General features: G+C 41.1%; 28 protein-coding genes. 20 read left to right on the forward strand and 8 right to left on the reverse strand.

Features of this window, described 5'->3' with window-relative positions; genetic code table 11:
* Positions 1-179: 179 nt before the first annotated feature.
* The 9 genes from gatC to MKY17_RS02325 all read left to right on the forward strand — a co-directional run bounded on the left by gatC (position 180) and on the right by MKY17_RS02325 (position 8,284).
* Positions 180-470 carry an Asp-tRNA(Asn)/Glu-tRNA(Gln) amidotransferase subunit GatC gene (gene gatC, locus MKY17_RS02285; RefSeq protein WP_076372748.1) on the forward strand — a complete coding sequence of 97 codons (291 nt, stop codon included), beginning with the start codon at positions 180-182 and terminating at the stop codon, positions 468-470.
* A gap of 12 nt (positions 471-482) precedes the next feature.
* Positions 483-1,943, forward strand: coding sequence for an Asp-tRNA(Asn)/Glu-tRNA(Gln) amidotransferase subunit GatA (gene gatA, locus MKY17_RS02290; RefSeq protein ID WP_098370371.1), 1,461 nt, complete (start codon positions 483-485; stop codon positions 1,941-1,943).
* A 12-nt stretch (positions 1,944-1,955) separates the two neighbouring features.
* Complete coding sequence (gene gatB, locus MKY17_RS02295) at positions 1,956-3,383, forward strand: Asp-tRNA(Asn)/Glu-tRNA(Gln) amidotransferase subunit GatB (RefSeq protein WP_098370372.1); 1,428 nt, start codon at positions 1,956-1,958, stop codon at positions 3,381-3,383.
* Between the two features lie 167 nt (positions 3,384-3,550).
* Complete coding sequence (locus MKY17_RS02300; protein ID WP_260397999.1) at positions 3,551-4,093, forward strand: sigma-70 family RNA polymerase sigma factor; 543 nt, start codon at positions 3,551-3,553, stop codon at positions 4,091-4,093.
* Positions 4,090-4,563, forward strand: a complete 474-nt coding sequence (locus MKY17_RS02305; RefSeq protein ID WP_098370374.1) for a hypothetical protein — start codon at positions 4,090-4,092, stop codon at positions 4,561-4,563. The genes MKY17_RS02300 and MKY17_RS02305 overlap by 4 nt, the downstream gene beginning before the upstream one ends.
* Positions 4,556-5,626: a hypothetical protein gene (locus tag MKY17_RS02310; RefSeq protein WP_098370375.1), complete on the forward strand. Its 1,071-nt coding sequence runs from the start codon at positions 4,556-4,558 to the stop codon at positions 5,624-5,626. The genes MKY17_RS02305 and MKY17_RS02310 overlap by 8 nt, the downstream gene beginning before the upstream one ends.
* Positions 5,623-6,549, forward strand: a complete 927-nt coding sequence (locus MKY17_RS02315; protein ID WP_098370376.1) for a hypothetical protein — start codon at positions 5,623-5,625, stop codon at positions 6,547-6,549. Before MKY17_RS02310 ends, MKY17_RS02315 begins: the two co-directional genes overlap by 4 nt.
* Positions 6,550-6,731: 182 nt before the next feature.
* Entirely contained in the window at positions 6,732-7,646 is a 915-nt protein-coding gene (locus tag MKY17_RS02320; protein ID WP_098370377.1) for a diacylglycerol kinase, read from the forward strand.
* Between the two features lie 62 nt (positions 7,647-7,708).
* Positions 7,709-8,284 carry a GNAT family N-acetyltransferase gene (locus MKY17_RS02325; protein ID WP_098370378.1) on the forward strand — a complete coding sequence of 192 codons (576 nt, stop codon included), beginning with the start codon at positions 7,709-7,711 and terminating at the stop codon, positions 8,282-8,284.
* A gap of 44 nt (positions 8,285-8,328) precedes the next feature.
* Here the strand turns inward: MKY17_RS02325 and MKY17_RS02330 are convergent, their stop codons facing one another.
* On the reverse strand, positions 8,329-8,547 hold the full coding sequence (locus tag MKY17_RS02330) for a hypothetical protein (RefSeq protein WP_076372766.1): 219 nt from the start codon (positions 8,545-8,547) through the stop codon (positions 8,329-8,331).
* A 189-nt stretch (positions 8,548-8,736) separates the two neighbouring features.
* Between MKY17_RS02330 and rlmD the strand changes: the two genes are divergently transcribed.
* On the forward strand, positions 8,737-10,107 hold the full coding sequence (rlmD, locus tag MKY17_RS02335; RefSeq protein WP_098370379.1) for a 23S rRNA (uracil(1939)-C(5))-methyltransferase RlmD: 1,371 nt from the start codon (positions 8,737-8,739) through the stop codon (positions 10,105-10,107).
* A 488-nt stretch (positions 10,108-10,595) separates the two neighbouring features.
* Positions 10,596-11,135, forward strand: coding sequence for a YitT family protein (locus MKY17_RS02340; RefSeq protein WP_311608528.1), 540 nt, complete (start codon positions 10,596-10,598; stop codon positions 11,133-11,135).
* Between the two features lie 8 nt (positions 11,136-11,143).
* Here MKY17_RS02340 and MKY17_RS02345 read toward each other — a convergent pair whose 3' ends face one another.
* The 4 genes from MKY17_RS02345 to MKY17_RS02360 form a co-directional block, all read right to left on the reverse strand.
* Entirely contained in the window at positions 11,144-12,004 is an 861-nt protein-coding gene (locus tag MKY17_RS02345; RefSeq protein WP_098370381.1) for a DUF421 domain-containing protein, read from the reverse strand.
* Positions 12,005-12,034: 30 nt separating this feature from the next.
* Positions 12,035-12,241, reverse strand: coding sequence for a DUF1657 domain-containing protein (locus MKY17_RS02350; protein ID WP_076372773.1), 207 nt, complete (start codon positions 12,239-12,241; stop codon positions 12,035-12,037).
* A 234-nt stretch (positions 12,242-12,475) separates the two neighbouring features.
* A complete protein-coding gene (spoVAD, locus tag MKY17_RS02355) occupies positions 12,476-13,480 on the reverse strand; it encodes a stage V sporulation protein AD (protein ID WP_098370382.1) in 1,005 nt (334 codons plus the stop codon).
* A gap of 333 nt (positions 13,481-13,813) precedes the next feature.
* A complete protein-coding gene (locus MKY17_RS02360; protein WP_057278507.1) occupies positions 13,814-14,017 on the reverse strand; it encodes a DUF1657 domain-containing protein in 204 nt (67 codons plus the stop codon).
* Positions 14,018-14,285: 268 nt separating this feature from the next.
* On the opposite strand from MKY17_RS02360, the gene MKY17_RS02365 reads away from it, so the two are divergent.
* From MKY17_RS02365 to MKY17_RS02375, 3 genes are read left to right on the forward strand one after another with little or no spacing between them, the layout of a single operon-like run.
* Entirely contained in the window at positions 14,286-14,681 is a 396-nt protein-coding gene (locus MKY17_RS02365; protein WP_098370383.1) for a hypothetical protein, read from the forward strand.
* Positions 14,678-15,955, forward strand: a complete 1,278-nt coding sequence (locus tag MKY17_RS02370; protein WP_098370384.1) for an ammonium transporter — start codon at positions 14,678-14,680, stop codon at positions 15,953-15,955. Before MKY17_RS02365 ends, MKY17_RS02370 begins: the two co-directional genes overlap by 4 nt.
* 44 nt (positions 15,956-15,999) lie before the next feature.
* Entirely contained in the window at positions 16,000-16,227 is a 228-nt protein-coding gene (locus tag MKY17_RS02375) for a group-specific protein (protein WP_076372781.1), read from the forward strand.
* Between the two features lie 285 nt (positions 16,228-16,512).
* Here MKY17_RS02375 and MKY17_RS02380 read toward each other — a convergent pair whose 3' ends face one another.
* The gene (locus MKY17_RS02380; RefSeq protein WP_098370385.1) at positions 16,513-16,950 is read right to left on the reverse strand and encodes a hypothetical protein; all 438 of its coding nucleotides are present in this window, start codon (positions 16,948-16,950) and stop codon (positions 16,513-16,515) included.
* Positions 16,951-17,201: 251 nt separating this feature from the next.
* On the opposite strand from MKY17_RS02380, the gene MKY17_RS02385 reads away from it, so the two are divergent.
* From MKY17_RS02385 to MKY17_RS02405, 5 genes are all read left to right on the forward strand, one after another.
* Positions 17,202-17,858 (forward strand): 5-bromo-4-chloroindolyl phosphate hydrolysis family protein, encoded by a 657-nt coding sequence (locus MKY17_RS02385; RefSeq protein ID WP_098370386.1) that lies wholly within the window; start codon positions 17,202-17,204, stop codon positions 17,856-17,858.
* Entirely contained in the window at positions 17,855-19,027 is a 1,173-nt protein-coding gene (locus MKY17_RS02390; RefSeq protein ID WP_098370387.1) for a toxic anion resistance protein, read from the forward strand. Before MKY17_RS02385 ends, MKY17_RS02390 begins: the two co-directional genes overlap by 4 nt.
* 11 nt (positions 19,028-19,038) lie before the next feature.
* Positions 19,039-19,608 carry a nitroreductase gene (locus MKY17_RS02395; protein ID WP_098370388.1) on the forward strand — a complete coding sequence of 190 codons (570 nt, stop codon included), beginning with the start codon at positions 19,039-19,041 and terminating at the stop codon, positions 19,606-19,608.
* Positions 19,609-19,800: 192 nt separating this feature from the next.
* The gene (locus MKY17_RS02400) at positions 19,801-20,307 is read left to right on the forward strand and encodes an SEC-C metal-binding domain-containing protein (protein WP_098370389.1); all 507 of its coding nucleotides are present in this window, start codon (positions 19,801-19,803) and stop codon (positions 20,305-20,307) included.
* A 317-nt stretch (positions 20,308-20,624) separates the two neighbouring features.
* Entirely contained in the window at positions 20,625-21,623 is a 999-nt protein-coding gene (locus MKY17_RS02405) for a S8 family peptidase (RefSeq protein ID WP_098370390.1), read from the forward strand.
* 48 nt (positions 21,624-21,671) lie between these two features.
* Here MKY17_RS02405 and MKY17_RS02410 read toward each other — a convergent pair whose 3' ends face one another.
* Complete coding sequence (locus tag MKY17_RS02410) at positions 21,672-22,334, reverse strand: DUF1775 domain-containing protein (RefSeq protein WP_098370391.1); 663 nt, start codon at positions 22,332-22,334, stop codon at positions 21,672-21,674.
* 16 nt (positions 22,335-22,350) lie between these two features.
* On the reverse strand, positions 22,351-23,985 hold the full coding sequence (locus MKY17_RS02415) for a copper resistance protein CopC (RefSeq protein ID WP_098370392.1): 1,635 nt from the start codon (positions 23,983-23,985) through the stop codon (positions 22,351-22,353).
* A 299-nt stretch (positions 23,986-24,284) separates the two neighbouring features.
* On the opposite strand from MKY17_RS02415, the gene MKY17_RS02420 reads away from it, so the two are divergent.
* Positions 24,285-25,820 carry a cadherin-like beta sandwich domain-containing protein gene (locus MKY17_RS02420; protein ID WP_098370393.1) on the forward strand — a complete coding sequence of 512 codons (1,536 nt, stop codon included), beginning with the start codon at positions 24,285-24,287 and terminating at the stop codon, positions 25,818-25,820.
* Positions 25,821-25,842: the final 22 nt, after the last annotated feature.

Raw genomic sequence — 25,842 nt, forward strand, 5'->3', positions numbered from 1 at the left:
TCGGCAACTTCCCCATATTTCCCGGAAAATACCTCTTTTTCTTTATGAAATAATTGATTTTCGACATTCTATCTCTTGTTGCTTTACTGTGCAATAGTTTGATATGATTTAAACGATGATTATATGGAGAAAAGCGACGAAATTCAGTCGATTTGGATATTTTTTCGGAGGTGAAGAGAATGTCACGTATTTCTATGGAACAAGTTAAACACGTTGCCCATTTGGCACGTTTGGCCATTACGGAAGAAGAAGCACAACAGTTTCAGCATCAGCTTGACCAAATGATTTCATTCGCGGAGCAGTTGAATGAGCTTGATACGGATCAAGTAAACCCGACTTCTCACGTTTTGGATATGAAGAATGTTATGCGCGAAGATGTCGCAAAACCAGGGTTGCCAGTAGAAGAAGTAGTTAAAAATGCACCGGATAGCAAAGAAGGATATATCCGTGTACCATCTATAATTGAATAAGGAGGGACAATGATGTCGTTGTTCGAACAAAAGGTTTCTGAGCTTCATGAACGCTTACATAAGAAAGAGATAAGTGTCACTGATCTTGTTAACGAATCGTATAAGCGAATCGGACAGGTAGAGGACAAGGTGAAGGCATTTTTGACACTAGATGAAGAAAACGCCCGCAGTCAAGCAAAACGATTGGATGATCAATTGGTTAAAGGCGAGAACGAAGGCGCTTTATTTGGTATGCCAATCGGAGTGAAGGATAATATTGTCACTAAAAATTTGCGTACGACTTGTGCGAGCAAAATTTTGGAGAACTTTGATCCAATCTATGATGCAACCGTAGTTCAAAAACTACAAAAGGAAGAAACGGTTACGATCGGAAAATTGAATATGGATGAGTTTGCGATGGGTTCCTCTAATGAGAACTCCGCATTTCAAGCAACACGCAACCCATGGAACACGGAATATGTGCCAGGCGGTTCTTCGGGTGGTTCAGCTGCATCCGTCGCTTCCGGTGAAGTCCTATTCTCTTTAGGTTCCGATACGGGTGGTTCGATCCGCCAACCAGCGGCATATTGTGGAGTTGTCGGCTTAAAACCTACATATGGACGGGTTTCCCGGTTCGGACTTGTAGCTTTTGCGTCTTCATTGGACCAAATTGGGCCGGTCACAAGAACGGTTGAAGATAACGCTTATTTGCTTGAAGCGATTTCAGGTGTAGATCCAATGGATTCGACCTCTGCTAATGTTGACGTGCCGAGTTTTGTGAATTCGTTAACAGGCGATGTTAGAGGATTGAAAATAGCCGTGCCTAAAGAATATCTTGGTGAAGGCGTTGGCGAAGAAGCACGTAATTCCGTACTTGAAGCGTTAAAAGTATTAGAGGGGCTTGGAGCTGAGTGGGAAGAGGTGTCCTTGCCGCATTCCAAATATGCCTTAGCTGCTTATTATCTGCTTTCTTCATCTGAAGCTTCGGCTAACCTTTCACGTTTTGACGGTGTGCGTTACGGGCATCGTACAGATAATGCAGAAACTCTAATAGAAATGTATAAGCAAACCCGTGCAGAAGGATTCGGTGACGAAGTGAAGCGCCGTATCATGCTTGGAACGTTCTCCTTAAGTTCCGGTTATTATGATGCTTATTATAAAAAGGCTCAAAAAGTACGTACGTTAATCAAAAAAGACTTTGAAGATGTGTTTGAAAAATACGATGTCATCGTTGGGCCGACTACACCTACGCCTGCATTTAAAATTGGTGAGAAAGTCGACGATCCATTAACGATGTATGCAAATGATATCTTGACGATTCCAGTCAATCTTGCTGGTGTACCGGGTATATCCGTGCCATGTGGATTCGCAGCGAATGGGCTTCCGCTTGGACTGCAAATGATTGGAAAGCATTTTGATGAAAGCACGATTTACCGCGCGGCTCACGCATTTGAGCAAGCAACAGATTTTCATAAACAATTTCCTAAGCTGTAAGGGGTGAAAAAAATGGACTTTGAAACGGTGATTGGTCTAGAAGTACACGTAGAATTAAAAACGGATTCTAAAATTTTCTCGGCGAGCCCAAATCATTTTGGTGCCGCTCCAAATAGTAACACGACTGTAATCGACCTAGGCTACCCAGGTGTATTGCCTGTCGTCAATAAAAAGGCTGTTGATTTTGCAATGAAGGCTGCAATTGCCCTGAATTGCGAAGTGGCGGAAATTACGAAATTCGACCGGAAAAATTATTTTTACCCGGACAATCCTAAAGCATACCAAATTTCACAGTTCGATCAGCCGATCGGTGAGCATGGTTGGATTGAGATCGAAGTGGGCGGCAAGAAAAAGAAAATTGGCATTACCCGCATTCATATGGAAGAGGATGCTGGAAAGCTGACACATAAAGGGAACTATTCACTTTGTGATTATAACCGCCAAGGTACGCCACTTGTTGAAATCGTATCTGAACCGGATATCACTTCCCCAGAAGAAGCTTATGCTTATCTGGAAAAGTTGAAATCGATCATTCAATACACAGGCGTTTCCGATTGTAAAATGGAAGAAGGCTCACTTCGCTGTGATGCTAACATTTCCTTGAAACCTGTTGGGCAAAAGGAATTCGGTACGAAAACCGAATTGAAAAACTTGAACTCATTCAATTTCGTTCGCAAAGGATTGGAGCATGAAGAAATCCGACAAGCGGAAGTCTTGAATGAAGGCGGCATAATCGAACAGGAAACTCGCCGGTTCGACGAAGCTACAGGCAGAACGGTACTAATGCGAATTAAGGAAGGCTCCGATGATTACCGTTACTTCCCGGAACCTGACTTATTGACAATCCATATCGATGAAGAATGGAAAGCACGTATCGCTGCCGAGATTCCGGAACTTCCGGATGCCCGGAAAAAACGTTATGTCGAAGAATTCGGCTTACCTGAATATGATGCAGCCGTTTTAACGGTAACGAAAGAAAGTGCTGATTTCTTTGAAGCGACAGTCGCTTCAGGCGCGGATGCGAAACTAGCATCTAACTGGATCATGGGTGAGGTTTCAGCTTTCTTGAATGCAGAAGGTAAAGAGCTGCATGAAGTCAAATTGACTGCTGAATCGTTGGCTGGAATGATCAAGCTGATTGAAGATGGCACGATTTCTTCTAAAATCGCTAAAAAAGTTTTCAAAGAATTGATTGAAAACGGCGGAAATGCGGAAACGATCGTCAAGGAGAAGGGACTAGTCCAAATTTCCGATGAAGGCGCATTGCGTACAGCCGTTGAAGACGCATTGAATAATAACCCGCAATCAATTGAAGATTTTAAGGCCGGTAAACAAAAAGCAATCGGCTTCCTTGTCGGGCAGATCATGAAAGCGACAAAAGGACAAGCCAATCCACAGCTGGTTAATAAAATTTTGGTGGAAGAAATCAATAAACGTTAATATTGACCGTATCACTTTTAAAGTGGTACGGTTTTCTCTTGATTAAGAAAAGGCTTCACTGTGAAAAGCTTGAAAATAATTTTTGATTTTTTTTGAGTTATCTGTAGGGGTAACTCCTTTTTGTGTCGTCTATTACATGAATGTTTAACAGGAAAGGAGGAAGAGAAGTGACGGATGAGTTAGTTGAGAAGGTTAGGGCTGGGAATGATCATGCATTCCGAATGTTGATTGAAACTTATAAACAGACGGTTTATAGAACCGTCTTTTCCGTCTTGCGGAATCAAAAGGATGCAGAAGATGTTACCCAGGAAGTCTTTATCAAAATCTACACTTCTCTTCCTCAATATAAAAACCAAGGTTTCAAAACTTGGATTACCCGAATTGCGGTCAATCATGCAATCGATTTAAAGAGAAAAAGGGAACGCCAAAAGGAAGAATTGCAGGACGAACATTCATCGGAAGCTAATTTGGGCTTAACTGATGATGTCGAGGCAGTATTTTTTCGGAATGAAAGGCGAAAGCAAGTATTACGGAAGCTGAATGACCTTCCAGAGGGATATCGGGATGTTGTATATGGCTATTACATAAAGGAAAAGACTTTCAAGCAAATTGCAGAGGAACAGCAGATTCAAGTGAAATCTGTGGAGGTAAAGCTATATCGGGCGAGAAATTGGATGAGAAAACATTGGAAAGAGGAGGATTTTTCATGAATCATGTTCCTGAAGCAGAATGGGTTGCATATTTGGCAGATAAAATACCAGAGGCTCTAAAAATTGAATATGAAAATCATCTATACTCCTGTGACAAGTGTTTGTCCGCCTATATGGAAGCGATGGAAAAAGAAGAAATCAGTCAGGACATTGAAGGATTTGATATTGATATTGCAGGTCCTATCATGGACTCGATTGGCCGATTGAAAGGCGGCTCTGTTGAAGAGGAAAAGCAACCCCGAAATGAGAAATCACTTCGGACGATAACAAGACATTACCTGATTGCGGCCGGATTTACGATCTTATTGATGGCAGGCGGAGTATTTCAATCATTGACAGAATACGTGGATTCTGTGGAATCAAGCAGTGAAAAGGAAGCACAGTCCTTAACCGATGGACTTATTGATAAAACATTTAATTGGATGGAAACTATCGAAAAGAAAAATAAGGAGGGGTTTAGAAATGAATAAAAGTCCGGTATTAGCTTTTTTATTATCTTTTCTGCCAGGTTTCGGACATTTTTACCTAGGAAGGAAATATAAAGGGTTATTTTATTTTCTTGCCACGGCTGGATTGGGGCTTGGTGGTCTTTTTCTTTCGTTGATCAGTCAATCGGATGCGTTTCTGGCTTTTTCCATTATTGGAATGGTGTTTTATTTCATCAGTATATTTGATTTGGTGGTCACCTCATTGAGGAATCCTAAAAGTGAAGAGGATGTAGAGGGAATGACAGATCAGCCGGAAGCGGAAAGGTTTTATGTAATCATCCTTTCATTCGTTCCTGGATTAGGGCATTTTCAGCTGGGCCTCATGAACCGTGGTCTTATTTTTCTCATCGGCTTTTTAGGCCTTGGCATCATGGTGATATTCATCAGTTTGATGACACAAATGGAAGGTCTGTTAATTTTCATGGCACTATTGCCTGTTATCTGGATTTACAGCTTTTTTGATTCAGTTCAACAGCTGAATAAAAAGCAAAGAGGTGAGGAGCTTATCGATCGAACCGTTTTGGAAGATTTCGAGGAGAGACGGGAATCCGGGAAGAAGAGTAAATCGGTCGCGACTTTATTCGCTATTTTCCCTGGTGCAGGTCACTTATATTTGGGGCTGCAAAAACGTGGGATACAGCTGATGGCCGGCTTTTTATTCGCCATTTATATTCTGGATTTACTCCGGTTAGGTTTCTTCTTTTTCCTTATTCCGATTATCTGGTTTTATAGTTTTTTTGATGGATTGCAAAAAGCTTCGAAAATGGAAGAGGGTCCAGTAGAGGATACGCCCATCATTTCGGGAATGGTCAATCATCAAAAATGGGTAGGGTTGGGGTTGGTGGGCCTTGGAATCTATTTCTTGGCCAGTAATATAATCGTCCCGGCGATTGCTCCTCATTTAGATGAATGGATTGGAAGAAACTTGGAATACTGGTTTAGAGATTATTTTCAAAAAGGTCTTGTATGCATCCTTCTTATAGGCGGGGGAATCAAACTGCTGTCGGGAAGTAAAAAAGGGAGAGCCAAGGAGGAGACAAAATGAGAACATGGAGAGTCGGAACGATTTCAATGGGGATCTCCCTGGTTGGTTTGGGTTTGGTTTTACTGGTTTCTCAAATTGCGGATATGAATTTGACGACGGTTCTGCTATCATGGTGGCCGTTGCTGTTCATAATCTTGGGTGCAGAGATTCTCTTCTATATTTATTTTTCGAGAAAAGAAAGTTCTTTTGTAAAGTATGATATTCTTAGCATTCTTTTCGTGGGATTGCTTGGAACGACGGGAATAGTTTTAATTCTGCTAACATCAAGCGGATTGATGGATCAAGTAAGGGCTGCCGTGAATAGTGAAGAGAAAACGGTCAATTTGCCTGGTTTCAATCAAAAGGCAGGGAAAGGCATACAGAGAGTTGTCCTGGACTCTGGTGCATACCCATTGACTATTGAAAGTAGTAATGACGGAGAAGTTTCCGTTTTTGGTACATATGGTGAGAGGGTAATGAAAGATGCTGATTCGTTGTTGAAGAACGCTGAAGATTATTTACTCGTTGAGAGAAAAGGTGATACGCTTTATATTAGCTTCAAGGATTTGCCGATTCAAAATGGACTTTTGGACAGTGGTACAAAGAATCTTAAGGCAACTCTTATAATCCCTGCTGAGTTGGCAGTGGAGATAGACGGACAAAGTACCGATCTTGTCTTGAAGCCTAGAAAACTCTTGAATGACTGGAGTGTGAAGGATAGCGGAAATCTAAGTGTATTCCTTCAGGATAATAGTGATATCAAGATAGATGCTAGAGGAGTCGAGGAACTTGAAGGTCCTGAGAATAGCTGGAAGATGACTGAAGTGAAAGAAGAAACAAGTGAAGAAGGCATTGTAAAAAAGAATGGGATATTCAATATTGGTAAAGGGAAACATACTTTAACGGTTACCGATACATTTAACGTGAATGTTCAATATCCATGATTGAAATCATTTACTAGAATAAAATTGTAAAAAGCATTATAATTTCCCTGATACGATTTCTAGTAAAATGCATATAAAGGTATGGACCGAATTACGGTCCTCTTTTTTTCGAATATTGCTTTTCATGTAATGAAGGATTAAGATGTAAATTATGGAATCAATATGTATAAGGATGATGGGAAATGAAAAGAGCAAGGTTGATTTACAACCCGACTTCGGGCCGGGAAGCCATTAAGAAGAGCCTGCCAGGTGTGCTAGCAAAACTTGAAGAAGCTGGTTATGAAGCTTCTGCACATGCGACGACCGGTGCCGGGGATGCGACGAAAGCCGCTAAGATAGCGATTGAACGCGGCTATGATATAGTTATTGCAGCAGGGGGCGACGGTACGATTTATGAGGTTGTTAATGGACTGGCCACTGCAGAGAAACGTCCGAAACTAGGAATCATTCCGACGGGAACGACCAATGACTTCGCCCGGGCGCTGCATTTACCGAAGTCGATCGAAGGGGCAGCCGAAATTATTGCCGGTGGGCATACGATGCCGGTCGATATTGGGAAAATGAATGATAAGTATTTCATCAATATTGCTGGCGGGGGCAGATTGACCGAATTGACCTACGACGTGCCGATCAAGCTGAAAACCATGCTTGGTCAGCTAGCATATTATATTAAAGGAATTGAAATGCTTCCTTCAATAAAGCCGACGGAAGTTTCTATTGAATATGATGGAAAGCTTTTTGAAGGAGAGATTATGCTTTTCTTGGTGGCTAACACGAATTCTGTCGGCGGCTTCGAGAAACTGGCTCCTGACGCCTCTTTGAATGATGGGATGTTCACGTTGCTTATTTTGAAAAAGGCAAACCTCGCTGATATTGTCCGTGTCGCGACATTGGCAATGCGCGGTGAACATATCCATGATAAAAACGTCATTTATGAAAAAGCCAATCGAATTAAAGTACATGCCAAAAATGACATGATGCTTAACTTGGATGGGGAATTTGGCGGGATGGCCCCAGCTGAATTCGTAAATCAGTACCGCCATTTTGATGTATTCATCCCGCAAGGAATACTGCCGGACGATCCGGCAAATAAATAGGTTGAAAAGGCCACTGAATCTGGTGGCCTTTTCAGTTTAATGAAGCAAGGAGAATTGCAAACATGTATATCAGGAAAGCGACACCGGAGGATGCTGAAAAGGCAGCTGTATTGACCCGGTTAGCGATTAAGGAAATTGCAGAGGTATTGACAGGCGAAACGGAAGAAGAAAGAATACTTTCCGTTCTTGCCGATTTGTTCAGGAAAAGTGGGAATCGAATCAGCTATGAAAATACGCTTGTCAGTGAACATGATGGACAAGTATCTGGATTGATCATTGCTTACCATGGTAAGGATGCCGAAAGTTTGGATGAACCGATAGTGAAACAATTAAGAATGAAAATGAAAGACCCAGGCGTTACGCTCGATAAGGAAGCGGAAATGAGAGACTTTTATTTGGATACTGTGTCCGTTGACCCGAATTTTCAAGGAAAAGGAATTGGTAGTGCCCTGATTCAATATGTAGAGGGTTACGCTAAACATAAGGGATATCCAAGAATTTCTTTAGTCGTTGAAAATGAAAATGAAGCGGCGAATCGTCTCTATAGCAGATTAGGATATATGGAAATGAAAACCATTTCGATTAGCGGCCATGAATTTCGCTATATGGTGAAGGAAATAGAAGAACCTCCTGTTTAACAGGAGGTCCTTTTTAGTCATTTGAAATTTGGCACTGTATGCGATTACATTTGCTGCCCGTTCATGGCTGCCCAATCAGAATAAACTCCGGTGCCATTACAGCCGGGACAGTCATGTATATCGGAAAAATGATATTCCGTAGGTACGAAGGAGCTGTATCCACGTCCGTAACAATCCGGACAGAGGCCTTTTTCCTCCATACTTGCTCGGTGTTTTTCTAACCTTGTAGCATTCCAGGCCGATATAGAGTTAAATAAACCCATTTCCTCACCTCATCTGTTTTTCCTTATTTTTCATTTTTTATTGAACTTTTATTCATGGAACTTGAAAAATCCGTAAATTCCTTCCACTATATTTTTATGAAAAACAGGGTAAATTGGTGAGTGGTTTTGTGGCGAGGCCTCTATTGTGGTAAAATACAGGCTAGCATAAAAAAGAAAAGAGAAGATGATATGAAAAAAACAGCACCAGTTGCTAAAAATGATATTATAGAGGTTTTATTTGAAGATTTAACGCATGAAGGAGCTGGCGTCGCTAAAGTCGATGGCTACCCGATCTTTGTTCAGAGCGCCCTTCCAGGTGAAAAAGCAAAAATTAAAGTGATGAAGGCTAATAAGGGTTATGGCTTCGGACGCTTGATGGAGATTATCGAAAACAGTCCATACCGGGTTGAGGTCACGACTGAAGATTACCATAAATACGGTGGTTGTCAGCTGCAGCATATGAGCTATGAAGGACAGTTGGAATACAAGGAAAAGCAAGTGCGTGAAGTGATGACACGCATCGGGAAACTTGAGGATGTGAAGGTTCATCAGATCATCGGGATGGAGAATCCGTCCCATTATCGTAATAAAGCGCAAGTGCCTGTTGGTGAAAAGGATGGCAAGCTAATAGCAGGGTTCTTCAAACCGCGGACACATGAAATTGTTGAAACAAAAGAAAGCATTATCCAAAATGAAGTGATCAATGAATCCGTTCAAGTTGTTAAAGAGATTTTCAGTAAACTTGGTATCCCTGCTTACAATGAAGAGGCGCATAAAGGTGTATTGCGGCACATCATGGCCCGTTATGGCAAGCAAACAGGTGAATTAATGATCGTTCTCGTTACAAGAACGAAAAGTATCCCTTTCATCGAAACAATCGTGAAGGAAATCGTTGAACGTCTTCCACAAGTGAAATCCATCGTTCAAAACGTGAATTCCAAGAAAACGAATGTTATCTTAGGTGATAAAATGACTGTACTATGGGGCGACGAAGTGATCCATGATATGATCGGTGATGTGAAATTTGCGATATCAGCTAAATCCTTCTACCAAATCAATCCAGACCAAACGAAAGTCCTTTATGATAAAGCTCTTGACTATGCAGGGCTGACTGGTGAAGAAACGGTGATTGATGCCTATTGCGGCATTGGAACCATCTCTTTATTTTTAGCTAAAAAAGCGAAAAAAGTAATCGGTGTCGAAGTGGTCGAAGAAGCGATAGAAGACGCACGCCGCAACGCTGAATTGAATGATATCTCAAATGCAGAATTCATGGTTGGCGATGCAGGTAACGTTATTGCTGAATGGTATCAAAAGGGCAACACTGCGGATGTCATCGTTGTGGATCCTCCACGCAAAGGTTGTGAAGAGTCCCTTCTGAATACGATCATCGAGATGAAGCCAAACAAAGTCGTATACGTATCATGCAACCCAGGCACTCTGGCGCGTGATCTTCATATCTTGGAAGAAGGCGGATATAAAGCAGTTGATATCCAGCCTGTCGATATGTTCCCAATGACGACACATGTTGAAAATGTAGTGTTATTAGAATTGAAATGATGGAATGGGGCCCGGTCTAAATGACCGGGCCCTACAGTTTTTTATGGCTTGTACAATTTGGACGTTGATTTCCGCTCCAGGCACTCGCTTTCCGCGGGCGGTCAGGGAGCCTCCTCGGCATGCGCCTGCGGGGTCTCCCCCAGACGCGCTTTTCTAAGCAGGAGTTTCGCACACCCGCTCCAATCAACTTTGTTATAACATTTAGAGATAGAAACCATACCTGAGAAGTTGAAGGTGTTGCTTTGGGGCAGGTGGTTCGGAGCATCATGTGATGAAAGATATGTGTTCCGGTGTTCCGAACCCCTTTTACCTACAAACTGTGGGTCTCGGTCAATGACCGGACCCTTTTTCACGTAGTTAAATTGAAGTGAAAGGAGGGGAATTTTTTTTTGGATGGATATTCTTGACGCTCTGACTTGGACATATAGTAAGGATATATAAAATGTAAGGCAGGTGATTTTATTAATTTTCAAAAAGCGGTTGCTGTAATTGTTGGTAGCTTTTTGGTGGGTATTGGAATCAATGGCTTTTTAGTTCCGCACCATTTAATAGATGGCGGCGTTATTGGGATTGCACTCATCCTTCATTATTTCTTTGGTTTTCAAACAGGTCTATCCATGTTGATCCTCAGTATTCCTATATTTTTATATGCCTGGTACTATGAACGGTCTTTTTTCTATAGCAGTGTTCACGGATTGCTTCTGACATCCCTTTTTATGGATTGGCTTAATCCATTGAAAAAGGTCTTTTCCATGTCGATACTAACAAGTTCTTTGATTGGCGGTGCCATCATAGGGATGGGTATAGGTCTCATGCTTCGATATGAGACAAGCAGCGGGGGAACGGATATGTTAGCCAAAATTATCTCGAAGTCTACTTCCATGGATATTGCATTGGCGATTATCGTCATAGATACACTAATCATTTCAGCTGCAGCATTCACCTTAGGTATCGAAATTTTTCTTTTTTCATGTGTGACGATCGTCATCATTGGACTGATCACTTCGCTTATGAAAGTCAGGAAATGAATATATTATCAGTTCCTTAAGATATAGGCCACTTCATCTATTGCCCTTTGCAGCTTTTCGCTATTTTTGCTAAACATCTCTTTAGCTTCCTTTGATTCAGTTCCAAGTGCAAACAACTCTAAGTCCGCTTGGCATTTTTTCAAGGTCGCGAGCATAAGAGGTTTTTCTTGAGGAGAAGGAACTTTAAGTTTATCATCAAAAAGGTCCACGGTTAATTCCCCGTTGGAATTGGCTTGACCAAGAAACACATTATCAAGGATTACACCCAACTTATCCAGTTCAGTATGAAGCCAATTTCGGTTCAGTCCAATCGTGGAAAGCGGTTCATCAAGTATGTTGCCGTCCATAATGATGGTTTGTGGCTCCTTCACTGCAGCCACTGACAGGTTAAGGTCCTTAGGTGTTATAGGTTGATTTTGCTTCTTTAACATTACGGAAAAATCCCCGTTGGCTTCCAATAAGGCAAACTCAACTTCAGAAATATCGAAGACATCCTTTTTCCGGAGCAATGCCAATAATTCATCGATGGTATATTTCTCTTTTTTTAAATTATCTTCCATGACTTTTCCATCTTTGATGAAAACCGATGCTTTTCCTTCCACAAGATCACGGAAAGTTTTACTTTTTAGAGATATTGATCCTGCAAGGAAGGGTGCTATGGCAAAAACAAGAATGGACAGTACACCATGTATAACATTGCCCTCAACTTTCGTAGCTAATTCTGCCCCAACATTACCAATGGTTATGCCCGTTACATATTCAAAAAAGGAGAGCTGTGACAATTGCTTTTTTCCTAACACTTTTGTAATCACAAAAAGAACAATTAAAAAGAATAATGAACGCAAAACAATTTCTATCCAATCCGGCATTACCAAACACCTCCTGCTTGATCATGGTATTTAAAAACCTTTATATTGTGGTTCTTCCCGTTCTAACTCTCCCACGCGCTTCTGTACATCCTTCATAACTTCATTCACCACCAGCATCGTTTCATGCAAGATGCGTTTAGATTCATCATCTTGAGTCCGGAGTGCTAAGCTGGACAAACCTGCTTCAACTCCTTTAAGGCTAGAGACACATTGTTTTACATTAGAAGCTATTGTCATACAGCATCCTCCTTATCCTTTGGCTCTAAATATAATGGCTTGTAACACTCCGAGGCTGTTTTTACCGGCACAGGTTACTTCAATCGTGCCAGTGACAACAACCGATCAATCCATGCTTTTCCGCATCCGCTAACCCTCCTGAAAACAATATCCTCAGCTGCGAAAGTTCATCCGGATGAGCAGGCACTTCAAACCTTATATGACCCGATTACACAAGTGAATCATGGTTGTTATTCATTCATATTCAATCGAAACGGCATGGGCAATGCATGGGATCGTCTCACTTTGTTGAAAGGATAGGGGAGATAATAAGGCGCCGGTAGCCACGACGAGCAATCGTTTTATTTCTCCCTTTTTCATGCGATTCAATAAATGACCATAAACGACGGTTGCGGAACATCCAGGGCCACTTGCCCCGGACAAGACCGGTTGACCATCCCTGTATATCATTAAACCGCAATCTTTATATTGCTCTTCTTTAATCGGAGTACCATGTTTTTCAAATAATGCCAGAGAAACTTCATGTCCAATCTTCCCTAAATCCCCGGTCACTATTAAATCATAATAGGATGGGTCTAGGTTCCGTTCTCTTAAATGGGCTTCAATCGTATCTACAGCAGCTGGGGCCATGGCACCGCCCATATTGAAAGGATCAGTCAATCCCATGTCGATGACACGGCCTATCGTAGCTGAAGTGACCCTAGGGCCTTCCCCGGCACTACTTAATAAAGCCACCCCTGCCCCTGTAACGGTCCATTGGGCTGTTGGAGGTTTTTGCCCTCCGTATTCAGTTGGGTAGCGAAATTGCTTTTCTACTGCGGCGTTATGACTTGATGCTCCTGTCAATAAGTACTCTGCCCCTTTGGTATTGACAAGGTATGCACCAAGAGCCAGTCCCTCCATGGAGGTGGAGCAGGCACCAAATAAGCCGAGATAAGGTGTTCCCAGTGTACGACAGGCAAAACTCGTAGGGGTTATTTGATTGATAAGGTCGCCTCCAAGGAAAAATTGAATCTGTTCCTTCTGAAGACCCGCCTTTTCGATTGCTTTTGTACTCGCTTCTTCCAATAAGACTTTATGTGCCTTTTCATAGGTATCTTGATTTATCCATAAATCGGAATGGAGAAGATCGAAATCATCCGCAAGCAAACCTTCTGCTTCAAATGGACCGCCAACGGTTCCTGTGGAGACGATGACAGGCTTTTGATCAAACACCCATGTGCGATGCCCCGTAAGCATTATTAACCACCCCATTGTAGAGTATTGTCAGTGCTAAGATAAAACCTTGGAATAAACATAGATCCTTGAGTCAATTCCTTTTGAAATCCTTTTATTAAGGTCTTACGAAAATTTGTAAGCGTATGAATTAATAGCTTCAGCGACTTCATCCTGTTTCATTAGCTTTAGGCTTGATTGCCTGCATTTGGTTAATTGGATTGCTTGTATGTAACCTTATGGTATATTCAAGCCCCGTCCTTTATTAAAGAAAAAAGAATGGAAGGCTTCATTCTCCTTATGGATTAAAGATATAAAAAAGGCTGGTTGCTTTAACCAACCTTTTTATATGAATGATTATTGTTTATATTGAGGTTCCTCGTTTTGAATCTCTTCAATGCGAGGCGTGATGCTGTCCACGATTGTTTGTGTTTGTTGGGCAGCTTGTTGGTATAGCTGTTTGGCTTGCTCATTATCTGTGGAAAGAGCGAAGGTTTCAAAGCTCGCTTGAGCGCTTTTTAGCCCTGCTATAGTTGTTTTGACATCGTTTATTACTGTCATGTATGAACCTCCTTAGTTTGTAACTGCCTTATTAGAGTAAGGAAAAAATGATTATCTATACCTTCCAAATTTCTCTAGGATTGAATTAATCAAACGTTTGATTAATGGAAAGGGAACAGGCAGAAGTGTAGTTAATATCATTTTCCACCTATTTGATACGCAAATTGTTTTATTGTTTAATTATTGACTGAATTCAGAATTCTTAATATAATTACAGGAAACATAACGTGATTACGTGAGGTGATATGACATTTATATTCGGGACGATTTGTATAGTAGAGTTGTTTTTGAAATTTCAACTGAAGAAGTGTTAAAAGGCCTGCTATTTTATAAAAGCAAACAGGAGTCGGAAATTGAATCGATAAAAGGTAAAATACATAAATATGAGCAAAAACGAAGAGCTGAGGAAGCTTGGTATCAATCCCTATCACCATTTAAACGTTTTTTTACAGGGCGTGCCCCAAGTCATCACCAGGCCGTTGAGCATTTGGTGAATGTTAAGGATAGATATAAAAAAATTGAGATGATAAAACAGAAGGTTGCTTTTTTAAATCAGGTGATTGGTTTACTCGAAGCTGAAACGGAAAAACGGGAAATGAATTTACCATCGGACATCATTAAAGAAATAATGGACTGGCAGAAAGCGGAGGGAACACCAAGATGACTCTAGAAACGTTAAACGCTGGATTGGATACGGTTTGGGTGGTTCTGACAGCAGCCATGATTCTATTAATGGAGGGCGGGTTTGCTTTATTGGAGGCGGGGTTCGTCCGTACGAAGAATAATGTGAATATCATCATGAAGGTTTTTGCTGATATTACGATCGGAACGCTTTGCTATTTCGTCGTTGGTTTTGGCTTAATGTATGGAACCGATGTATTTGGAACCATTGGCGCAAGTGGCTTTCTGCTGAAAGGCGATTTGTCGCACATCGATCTTACGATTTCCATGGATGCATTTTGGTTATTTCAAGGGGCATTCGTCATCGCCGTTATTTCGATAGTTTCGGGAGCGGTTGCGGAAAGGATCAATTTTCGGGCTTATCTTATTTTTGTCGTAATGATGACGGCATTCATCTATCCGATTGCCGGTCACTGGGTATGGGGGGCTGGCTGGTTAAGCGGGTTAGGCATGCAGGACTTCGCAGGGTCTGCAGTCATTCATGCACTAGGCGGTTTTTCTGCACTTGCGGCTGCCATTGTAATCGGTCCGAGAGCAGGTAAATTCACTTCACGGGGGACTAGCTCCATTTCGCTGCCGAGTAATCTCCCACTGGCATCTGTCGGGGCATTCCTTTTATGGTTTGGCTGGTTTGGGTTCAATGCAGGAAGTACCTTGCAGGCTACAGATGTACGCATTGGCCATATTGCCATTGTCACGATGCTCTCAGCAGCATCAGGGGGAGCGGTGACCTTGCTTTATACACTATTTAGATATGGACGCTCGGATGCACCTTCCGTCATCAATGGCTCACTTGCAGGTCTTGTCGGGATTACAGCTGGCTGTGCATTCGTTAGTGATCTGGCAGCATTACTGATTGGAGCGGTTTCTGGAATGTTGATGTTAGCTGCGACCAATTGGTTGGAAGCCCGAAAAATCGATGATCCGGTTGGTGCCTTTCCCGTTCATGCGGCATCAGGAATGTGGGGTACGATAGCGGTCGGGCTTTTTTCCACTGAAAACGGATTGTTTGCAGGTGGGGGATGGCATTTGCTCGGAGTTCAAACGTTAGGATTAGTGGTGTTATGCATTTGGGGCTTTTCAGTAACATGGCTCGTTTTTAAAGTTATAAATGTTTGGCTGCCTATAAGATCCACTGAAGAAGAAGAAGAACTTGGGTTGGATATTAGTTATCATGGCATTATGGCCACACATACCTCACCAGAGTTCATTAAGGTAGAGGACTACTATAAGCAAGAGGAAGAATTGACAAGGTAATGTCCATAATACGATGGTAGAATCAAGTAAGAGGTGAATTTTAAATGGGTGCATGCAATCTTAATCATTCGCAACAAGATGTCAGGCTGAAATTTGAGAGTCAAAAGGCATTTTTACCAACCGAATTGAGTCAAACATTAGATCGATATCTTGAAAAAGGGAATTCGCAAGAAACATTGAATGAACTTTTTCATCTATTGAAGAAGTATGACTTGTCTACCCAGGAGGAACAGGAATCTAGAAACGAAAAGTTGAAACGGATAATGCTGTAAAAGAGAAAGAACGAGAGTGCAAGAATACTCCCGTTCTTTTTTTGTTTTTTCATTATGGAATCTTCTGTTAAATGATTTAAAGGATTCCGCGGGAATGGCTGACTCCTATTTTCTTTTTAACCAACGCATCAATAATTATAACTACTTAATTGATTAATCATTTTAATTTAAAGATTTAATCAATCGTTTGATTAAACCTCATGTACTGGCTGACTAACAGAGCCTTCGATAAAAGCATGGAGAAAGTAAAAAAGCGGGAGCCCATAAGGAGCTCCTGCTATTTCTTTAAAAACCATCATCTGTTGCGGTGAAGGGGATGTTAAGGTTTCGTTCAACGGCACGAAGTCTTTGATTTAGTCGATTCAGCCTATTCGTTTGACGTTGATCATTTTGACTCAGTCTGGTTATTTCCTGGTTTACACGGTTCACTTCTCGATTTATCCTTGTAATTTCTTGGTTCAGCCGAGTGAGTTCCCTTGATTGACGCTCGTTTTGACGCTCAAGTTCCCGGACTCTTCTTTCAAGTTGTTGAGGCTGCCTTTCAACATCGAATTGGTCGGGCACCTGGCTATATGGATTTTCTTGTACCTGTTGAAGGTTCCAATCTTGCTGTGGCATGTAATCAAATCGTTCGGGCTGTTGGAAATATGGGTTATAATTAGGCTCAAAGTACTGGTGATTTCCATTTTGTTGTGGAATAGGGTAAAATCCGTATGAATTCATGGTCAACTCTCCTTTTTTAAAATCAGGATGGATACGTTATAACTTATGTAAGTTCCGATGAAGTGACTAGGCGTTAGCCCATACGAATGGGGAGAAGAGTTAATTTACAGAAAAAATTTCAATAAATTTGCAGAAACCATCCGGTTCCTATATCGTTTAGGATAGGAGAAATTCTTTTAATCCATCTTGAAACCAATCCATGGGATAATCCGTATATATAGAAAAGAGTGTAAGTCAGGAGTGTAATGATTATGAATCGATTTCTTGCTGATTTTGTTCCGATATTGATTGCATTTCCAATGGTTTTGCCGGTTTGGCTGATTAGCTATTTTGCATTGAATCAACCGTTTGCCCTATCCGTTGTCATTTCTTTAGCAGGAGGGGCGCTTTCATACTGGCTAAGTTCCGTATATTTTTCATCAAGATACCTCAAAAAACATGAATTGACGAGAAAAGAATATCAATATATAAAGAAAAATTTAATTGAAGCAAAATCCAAGATATGGCGGGTTCAAAAAGCATTAATCTCGGTCAGGCATATCTCTTCTTTTAAACAGAGGAAGGATATGATTAAAATGATCAGAAAAATATATAGTCTGACAAAGAAAGAACCGAAGCGATTTTACCAGGCGGAACAATTTTATTACTCGCATCTGGATTCCGCCATGGAGCTTGCGGAGAAATATGTTTTTTTAGCACAGCAGCCAAAAAAGAATAGGGAACTCGAACTTTCCTTAACAGAGACTCGCAAAACTTTAAAGGAACTCACTAATACGATAGAAAAGGATTTATATAAAGTGATTGCCGATGATATCGATCACCTTAACTTCGAATTGGATGTTGCTAAGCAATCCATTAAAACTAGAAAAGAGTCACAAGTAATTGATGAAAGCAGGAGGTTAAAATGAATAACAATGATCCAAACCTGTTGAATAAAACGAATAATGCCAGTTTGATCGATGATCTTTTAGCCAATCCATTTGATGGGGTGCAGGAGCTGGAGAAAGTATCTTCCCAGGAAGCGAAACCGGTTAAGCTGATTGATGTCATTCCTGAAGAGAACAGGGCAAAGGCATATCAGCTTGCCGAACAAATCGACCCAACGAATCATCAGGCGATGATATCCTATGGTACACCCGCCCAATCAAAGCTTCTGACCTTTTCTAATTCCATGCTTGAGCATGTCCAGAAAAAAGATGTGGGTGAAGTGGGCAGCATTATCAATGATTTAATGAAAAAGTTAAACGAGCTGAGCCCGGATGAGCTAAAACCGGATAAGCCCTCTTTCTTTGCGCGTATGTTCGGGAAGCTCTCGGGATCTGTACAGGAAGTGCTATCCAAATATCAAAAAACTGGTGCCCAAATTGATCGAATCAGTGTGAAACTCGATCGGAGCAAGAATATCCTGCTATCGGATATCGTAATCCTTGAAAAGCTATATGAAACGAATAAGGATTACTTCCAGGCATTGAATGTCTATATTGCAGCCGGGGAAATTAAACTCGAAGAAATCCATGGGAAAACGATTCCGGAGCTAAGGAAGTCCGCTGAATCAAGCAATGATCAAATGAAGTTTCAAGAAGTCAATGATATGCTGCAATTTGCTGAACGGTTGGATAAAAGGCTTCATGATTTGAAATTGAGTCGCGAAATCACGATTCAAAGCGCACCGCAAATCAGGCTGATCCAAAACACGAATCAGGCGCTAGTCGAGAAAATACAATCTTCGATCATGACAGCCATCCCCCTTTGGAAAAATCAGGTTGCGATTGCATTGACCTTAATCAGGCAAAGGCATGCTGTAGAAGCACAAAAGCAGGTTTCCAAGACTACAAATGACTTGTTATTGAAGAACTCTGAGATGCTGAAAACGAATACCATTGAAACGGCAAAAGAAAATGAGCGCGGACTTGTCGATATCGAAACATTAAAGAATACCCAAGCCAACTTGATTTCCACACTTGAGGAAACCATGAGGATTCAAGAAGAAGGAAGGCATAAACGCCGACAAGCCGAACAGGAATTGGCTTCAATGGAAAATGAACTGAAACAGAAACTATTAGAGATAAAAGGATAAGGGGAGATAACATGGAAACTATCGAGGCTATAAAAACGAGAAGAAGCATTGGAATCGTTAAGCAAGATCCGGTACCTAAGGAAATGATCGAGCAAATCATTGAAGCTGGAACGTATGCACCTAATCACCATCGAACGGAGCCTTGGCGCTTTTTTGTATTGACAGGAGAAGGAAGAAATAAACTTGGAGAGGTGTTCGAAGAAATCACAAGAATTGAAAATGCTGATGATACCCCTGAAAGTTTAATCAGCAAGCTCGAAAGGCAAAAAAAGAATCCATTAAGGGCTCCAGTCATCATCGCAGTGGGCATAGAGCCTAGTGATAAGAATAATGTCCTCGTGGCAGAAGAATATGCGGCGGTGAACAGTGCCATTCAAAACATGCTTCTTGCAGCACATTCCCTAGGTCTGGGAGCAGTATGGAGAACGGGAAAAATAACTTATCATGAAAAGGTCCGTGAATTTTTCAATTTATCCTCAAAAGGAGAAGTATTGGCTTTCATATACTTGGGTTATCCTGATATGGAGCCAAAACCTGCTAAGAAAACACCGATTGATGAATTGACCACTTGGATCGGATGAAGGGTTGAGGGGCAGCTGCATCAGTGTAAACACACTGATGCAGCTTTTTTTGCCTTCAATAAGACTTCCTTAAATCTGATTTTAATAAAAGGGATTTGGATTCGTCAGGCTTCGTTTCAAGTGACGATTGATGAATTAGGTTGTACAATACAGAGGAAGAATAAATTTTGATGAATTAGGATGTGTCTATAGATGAGAACGATTGATCCATTTGAGATACTTGATGGAAAAGCGATAAAATATTTGGATGTTTTTGGCGTGGAGGATGGAATTGCTTTAAAGAGTAAGTATGAAGATAAAACGTATTGGATATATGATTATTATTGCATGCACCAGACTTGTGATTGCCAGGAAGTATACCTTGAATTCGTTGAGGAGCTTAAAGGCAATAAACAGGCAGGACAGCATTTTGGAGTGAGGGTTTCTTTCAGGGATAATCAATTTGTCCTGGAGGATTATAATATTTCCAAGCAAAAGGCGATGGATATTGCGGAAGATACGTTAAAATACAGCAAAGATGTAATGGAGTTATTTAAACAGCGGTATCAGCAAATGAAGGAAAAAGGCACGCAAATCATCATGGAAAGTGCAAAGGCAGCTAAAATGCCGCATGTTCATACAGAACCGGTCATTGGCAGAAACGAACCATGCCCATGCGGAAGCGGGAAAAAATATAAAAAATGCTGCGGCGCAGCTTAACATCTCATGGAAGCTGACTCGATTCGGGGTCGCTTTTTTTTTTGGGAAAAAAATTGAGTAATGAATAAAAAAATATGGCATTTAACGAACGTTTGTTCTATAATAAGAGTACCAGATAATAACACAAAAAGAAATAAAAAGTAGTTATTTAGACGGAATTTTCCAAAAACTTCTTTTTTATTTTCATAAATCTGGTATATATAAGAGAGAAGAGTTTTTTGATCTCATCTCTTTCAACGGTAGACGGCAACCAGACGGGATGAATATCCCCACACTGATGGCAGTTTAACTTATTGAACGAAGGAAGGGGTAATCAAATGACAAGAGAAAAAAGATTAATACCTTACAAAGTTCTCGAAGTAATGGAAACGGTGAAAGAGAAGATTCCTGAAGGTGTCGAGCTTGTGAAAGCCCCGGCAATTTGGGAGAAAAGCAATTATGGTGAGGGCGTGGTAGTTGCCGTCATCGATACAGGCATTGACAAGGGACATCCAGACCTCAAAGAAAGAATCATTGGTGGGAAGGATTTTACCAATACCGGGGATTATCAAGATGATAATGGACATGGGACACATGTTAGCGGTACGATTGTGGCTGCCGTCAATAATGCTGGTGTAGTGGGAGTGGCTCCGAAAGCGAGCATATTAGCGTTAAAGGCCCTAAATGGCCAAGGGCAAGGTGATATAGATTGGATTAATGGAGCTCTTGAGTATGCAATCAATTGGCGGGGACCTAATGAAGAAAAGGTTTCGGTTATTTCACTTTCACTTGGCGGTCCTCCAGATGAGGCTGAACACAAACTCATTCAAAAAGCCCTTCAGAACGATATCCTTGTTGTTTGCGCAGCTGGAAATAGTGGTGATGGGCGTCATGAAACGGATGAATTGGATTATCCAGGAGCATATCCCGAGGTAGTGGAAGTCGGAGCTGTGGATTTAAGCAGAAATTTAGCGGATTTTTCGAATACAAATGATGAAATTGACTTGGTGGCGCCAGGTGTCGATATTCTTTCTACGTATCCAGGAAATAAATATGCCAGGTTGAGCGGAACGTCAATGGCTACGCCTCATGTAAGCGGTGCAGCAGCCCTCTTGAAAGTGATTGCTGAAAAGGAATTTGACCGCAATTTAACTGAAGCGGAATTATATGCACAACTGGTGAAAAGTACGGAAGATCTGGGAATAAGCAAAAAAGCACAGGGAAATGGATTGCTTAACTTAACGATAGCGGACCAAAGAGCTGAAAAATCGATTAAGATTACCATAGAATCAGAAAACCTTAAGTTACCGAGTAAATCGGTGGTCATGGAATATTAGAAGAGAAAAAAGGTGCCTCAAGAATTTTGGGGGCACCTTCCATAATGATTATTTTTTAGTTTTCCTTAGAGCTGCAAAAAGCGCTACAATGGACAGAATTAGTGAAATGACAGCCAGAGTGATGATCAGCGTTTGATTGCCATCACCTTCTGTTGTTGCTGAATCCTTTGAATTGTCAGTTGCCGTGGAATCATTAGTTTCAGCCTCATCTTTGTGACCATGGTCCGCTGGTTCTGCATCAGCCTTGGGCGCAACTGTAATCTCCGTTACAGAATGCGGTAGGTCTGAGCCTTCATCACCGCTCCATTCAACAATTTCACCATCTTCGTAATATTGAAATGCATCCCAGGCAACTTTCGTTTCTTCTTTAGGGTTTTGTGCTACAAAAGAGAATTGCTGGAATTGTCCAGCAGCTATTCCTTCATCAGTTGCTGCCCAAGTTACCGTTTTTACATGCCCATCTTTGTCACCTTCTGTTGTTACTTTCCACCCTGGTACAGGCTGATAGCTTTCAAAAGTAACCTCTTCAGGTACTTTTAAAGTCACCTTTGTAGTGGCAGTTTCTTTCTCTACTGGTACTTTGAGTGTATAAGTTTCCCACGCCTCAGGTGCAGATGAACTAGGCTTGACTGTAACGTGAGCATATGCTGAACCGGAAAAAATGAATAATGCAGCAAATGTGAAAATAAGTAGTTTTGAAATATTTTTCATTAGTATAAACCTCCTGTTATGAATTCCCTATGAAAATGATAAAATCAGCATTAATTGAATCCAGGCTTTCAGTTAATCCGTGAACATGGATATTCCACTTTCCTGGCATGGTTAATAATGACTTTGATGTAAATGTACCTGTGTTTTTCTCCTTCATTTGCAGTTTTATTTCACCGCGTGGCGTATCTAACGGCTGCATAGTGATTGTAAGCTGCTCTATTTCAGCAATGGGCTTGCCTTCATTGGAGAGATTTACTTGAATCACGTTATCTCCGACTTCATTGGGAGTCACCATTAATGTAACCTCATTATTTTCTTCAGTCCGTAACGTCTTTTCAATGGGCCCGGGAGAAGACATGGCAGTTTGGACATTTGTCAATAGAGCTGCAATGAGAAGTATGACGATCCCTAAACCAAACTCCATTCCCACACTATAACCAAGTCTTTTCGTTTGCTTTTTCCCTCTGAGAAAATGAAAGCCTCCTAAAACGATCATGACTAACATGAGACCGATTTTCGCCAGTAACAATTGTCCATATGTTGTGTTGAACAATGAATGGATAGTCGGAACATGCTGTAAACTGCTATATATCCCGCTAACAATCAGTATGATTACAAACAGAAATGCCCATCTGGAAAACCTTTGAATGATTGACCAGTAAAATGTTTTCTTATCTTCTTGGACTGCCTGCCGATCAGCAAGCCCAGGTAAAATCACCAATAAGGCCATAAGGCCGCCGAGCCATAAAGCCATGGACAACAAATGAAGGAAATCCATCAAAACGGCCAGAACCTGATTAGGAACAGCTGCTGTATGTCCAGTTAAAGCCTTACAAATCATTAAGCTGGCTATTATGATGAAGGAAAAGATAGGCAATGATTTATTCAGGGAGTTCTCGAGCATGAAATAAATCACTAAAAATAGAAGCAGCAATATTAGAACTTCTATGATCCAGACCGTTCCAAAGTTTGTAGCATTCAATACTTCTTTTATATAACTCAATTTAAATGCATCTGCCCAACCCACGCCAGCGTCAATCGTAACTTTTAAAGGCAGATTAAAGAAGATGGAAAATGCTAAACCTGCATATGAAAGCCAAAGGTATAGACGTGTTCTTCTGCTTGCTTCAAAAAGTCGAGAATCCTTCATTAACGATAATCTGAAAAAAAGGATTCCAGTAAGTGCAGCGAAGCATATGTATTGAAGACTTTGAAGGATAACATTGATGGAATTCGGAAAACTTGCATTCACTTCGGGATTTTCTTGGTCTGAAAGGCCCTCTGAATCTCCGAATTGAAAGGGAATTGTTCCTTCAATGGGATGTCCATCACTTGAAACCACTCTCCATTTAATGTAATAAATCCCTTCGTCGATAGTGCCCTTCCACTTAGCTTCCAGTACTTTTTCACTTTGTTCCGAGATTGTACTGTCTTGAATTTGAATTTTGTCCCCACCTTGGCTGAATACCTCAAGCGAATGGAAAGATGGTTGAATATTCTCGCTGAATTGAATGCTGATCTTTTCAGGAAGAGTATCCATCGCTTCATTCGGGCTAGGATTAGAGCTTATTACCGTAGCATGACCAAAAGCCATTGCCGGGTATAAAAGCAAACTGAATAGGCTGACTACCAGCCATAAATATTTTTTCATCTTGGTGTGCCATCACCCTTTCATCAAATCATGTAAGCTCATTATAAAAGGAAAATGTGAAAAAACAGTGAAAATAAATTAGTTATCTAAAGGCAGTTTGAAAGGTTCGCTAGAAAAGTATAACAATAAGTTTAGATTTACCTTCCTTCCTCCATTATAGCCATAAATATTGGTTTGGAATTCCGCTTTGCAAAACATTAATAGGCATCCTGTTGGTATAAACTCCATTAAGAAATAATTAAGGTTCCTTTGATAACCTGACCCTATCATGTTTGCAGGAATTATAGGAGGGATAGGCTTTGCTAAAGAAGGGATTAAAAGAAAAAAGTGTGAAGGTGATCTTGGTTGGTTCCCTTGTGGGGATGGGAACATCCACTTATATGCCCGTGGCAGGGGCTGCGGAAGGCACTTCCGTCATTCAAAAAGAGGAACAAACGGTAAATAGTCTTTCAAGGCTAGAAATAGAGGGTATAGCACTGGATCAAAAATTTTCAGAAGATGTACACGACTATAGCTCGGCAGTGGGGAATGATGTGGAAAAGATCAACTTACTTGCAGCAAGTCCTAACGAGAATGCAGCTATATACGTGAATGGTGTCAAAATGACAGAGGGGAAGGTGAAGGACTTACCGCTTCAAACTGGCATGAATACATTTGAAATCACCGTCAGCGATGGGCAAAATGAAACGGTTGCCTATACTCTCAAGGTCGAAAAAATTGAAAGTGATAATAATCTTTTAACATCGATTGGATTATCAAAAGGCTCATTAACATTCGATTCTAAAGTGACAGCTTATAATGCTTCTGTTGAAAATGAAGTCCAGTCCATTACAGTAACTCCGACATTGAGTGACAGTACCGCAATTGTAAAGGTGAATGGAAAGGATGCAACCGGTGCAGGTGTAAAGGTTACCCTTCCAATCGGTAAGACAACGGTGAAGATTATCGTTACAGCAGAAAATGGAGATGAAAAAACATATACGCTTACGATTACACGGGCGGCAGCCAAGGAAAAAGAAGAATCGAATACTGCACCTAAAGAGGGTGAAGTTCAACAGGAGCTCTCAACAGGAACGAGTAAAACTCAACCTTCCACCGATAAGGGGAATAAATCATCTGTAACACCAACGGAATTCATCGATAAGGGGAATAAATCATCTGTAACACCAACGGAATCCACGGATAAGGGGAATAAATCATCTGTAACATCAACGGAATCCACCAATAATCTAAACCCAAGCAGTGGTGTCAGCCAAGTACCGAAAGCAAAGCAACTTGAAAGCATTTCAACACAAATGGCGAAAACGGATTCTATAGAGAAGGTAACGTCAGCAGATTCCTTAGGAGTTGAGGGCAATAATGCACCAGTGTTGAACAATCTGACTGTATCATCAGGAGTATGGAACAAATCTTTTGAATCTAATGAGCATACCTATCATATCGAGGTCGATAATGATATTTCTTCAGTCGAAATGAATGCAACGACAAATGCCAGCGGAGCAACGATTGAATATGACGGTGAGAGCAGTAAAAAAGTGAAAATCAAGGATAAAGCGAAAACGGCCATTTCCGTTACCGTTTCAAAGGATGGGGAGCGCCGTACTTACGTCCTTGTTTTCGAAAAGGATATGGATGTGGAAATGGATGAGGAAGAAACCGTGGATGATGTCAAAACAAAAGAGGTGGAAGTTGAGGCAACGCAAATGAGTACAGCCGGCAAGTCGGGGAGCGATGCATCCAATAATACTGGAGGCCAGGTTAATCGCAAACAACCTGTTGAGACAGGGTCATTCTTTGGGAATATAAAGGGTTTCTTCACCTCCCTGATTAAATAGGGATGGGTCTGAATCCTGCAAA

The organism is Peribacillus sp. FSL P2-0133 (assembly GCF_037975445.1).
GTDB classification, from domain to species: Bacteria; Bacillota; Bacilli; order Bacillales; family DSM-1321; genus Peribacillus; species Peribacillus simplex_E.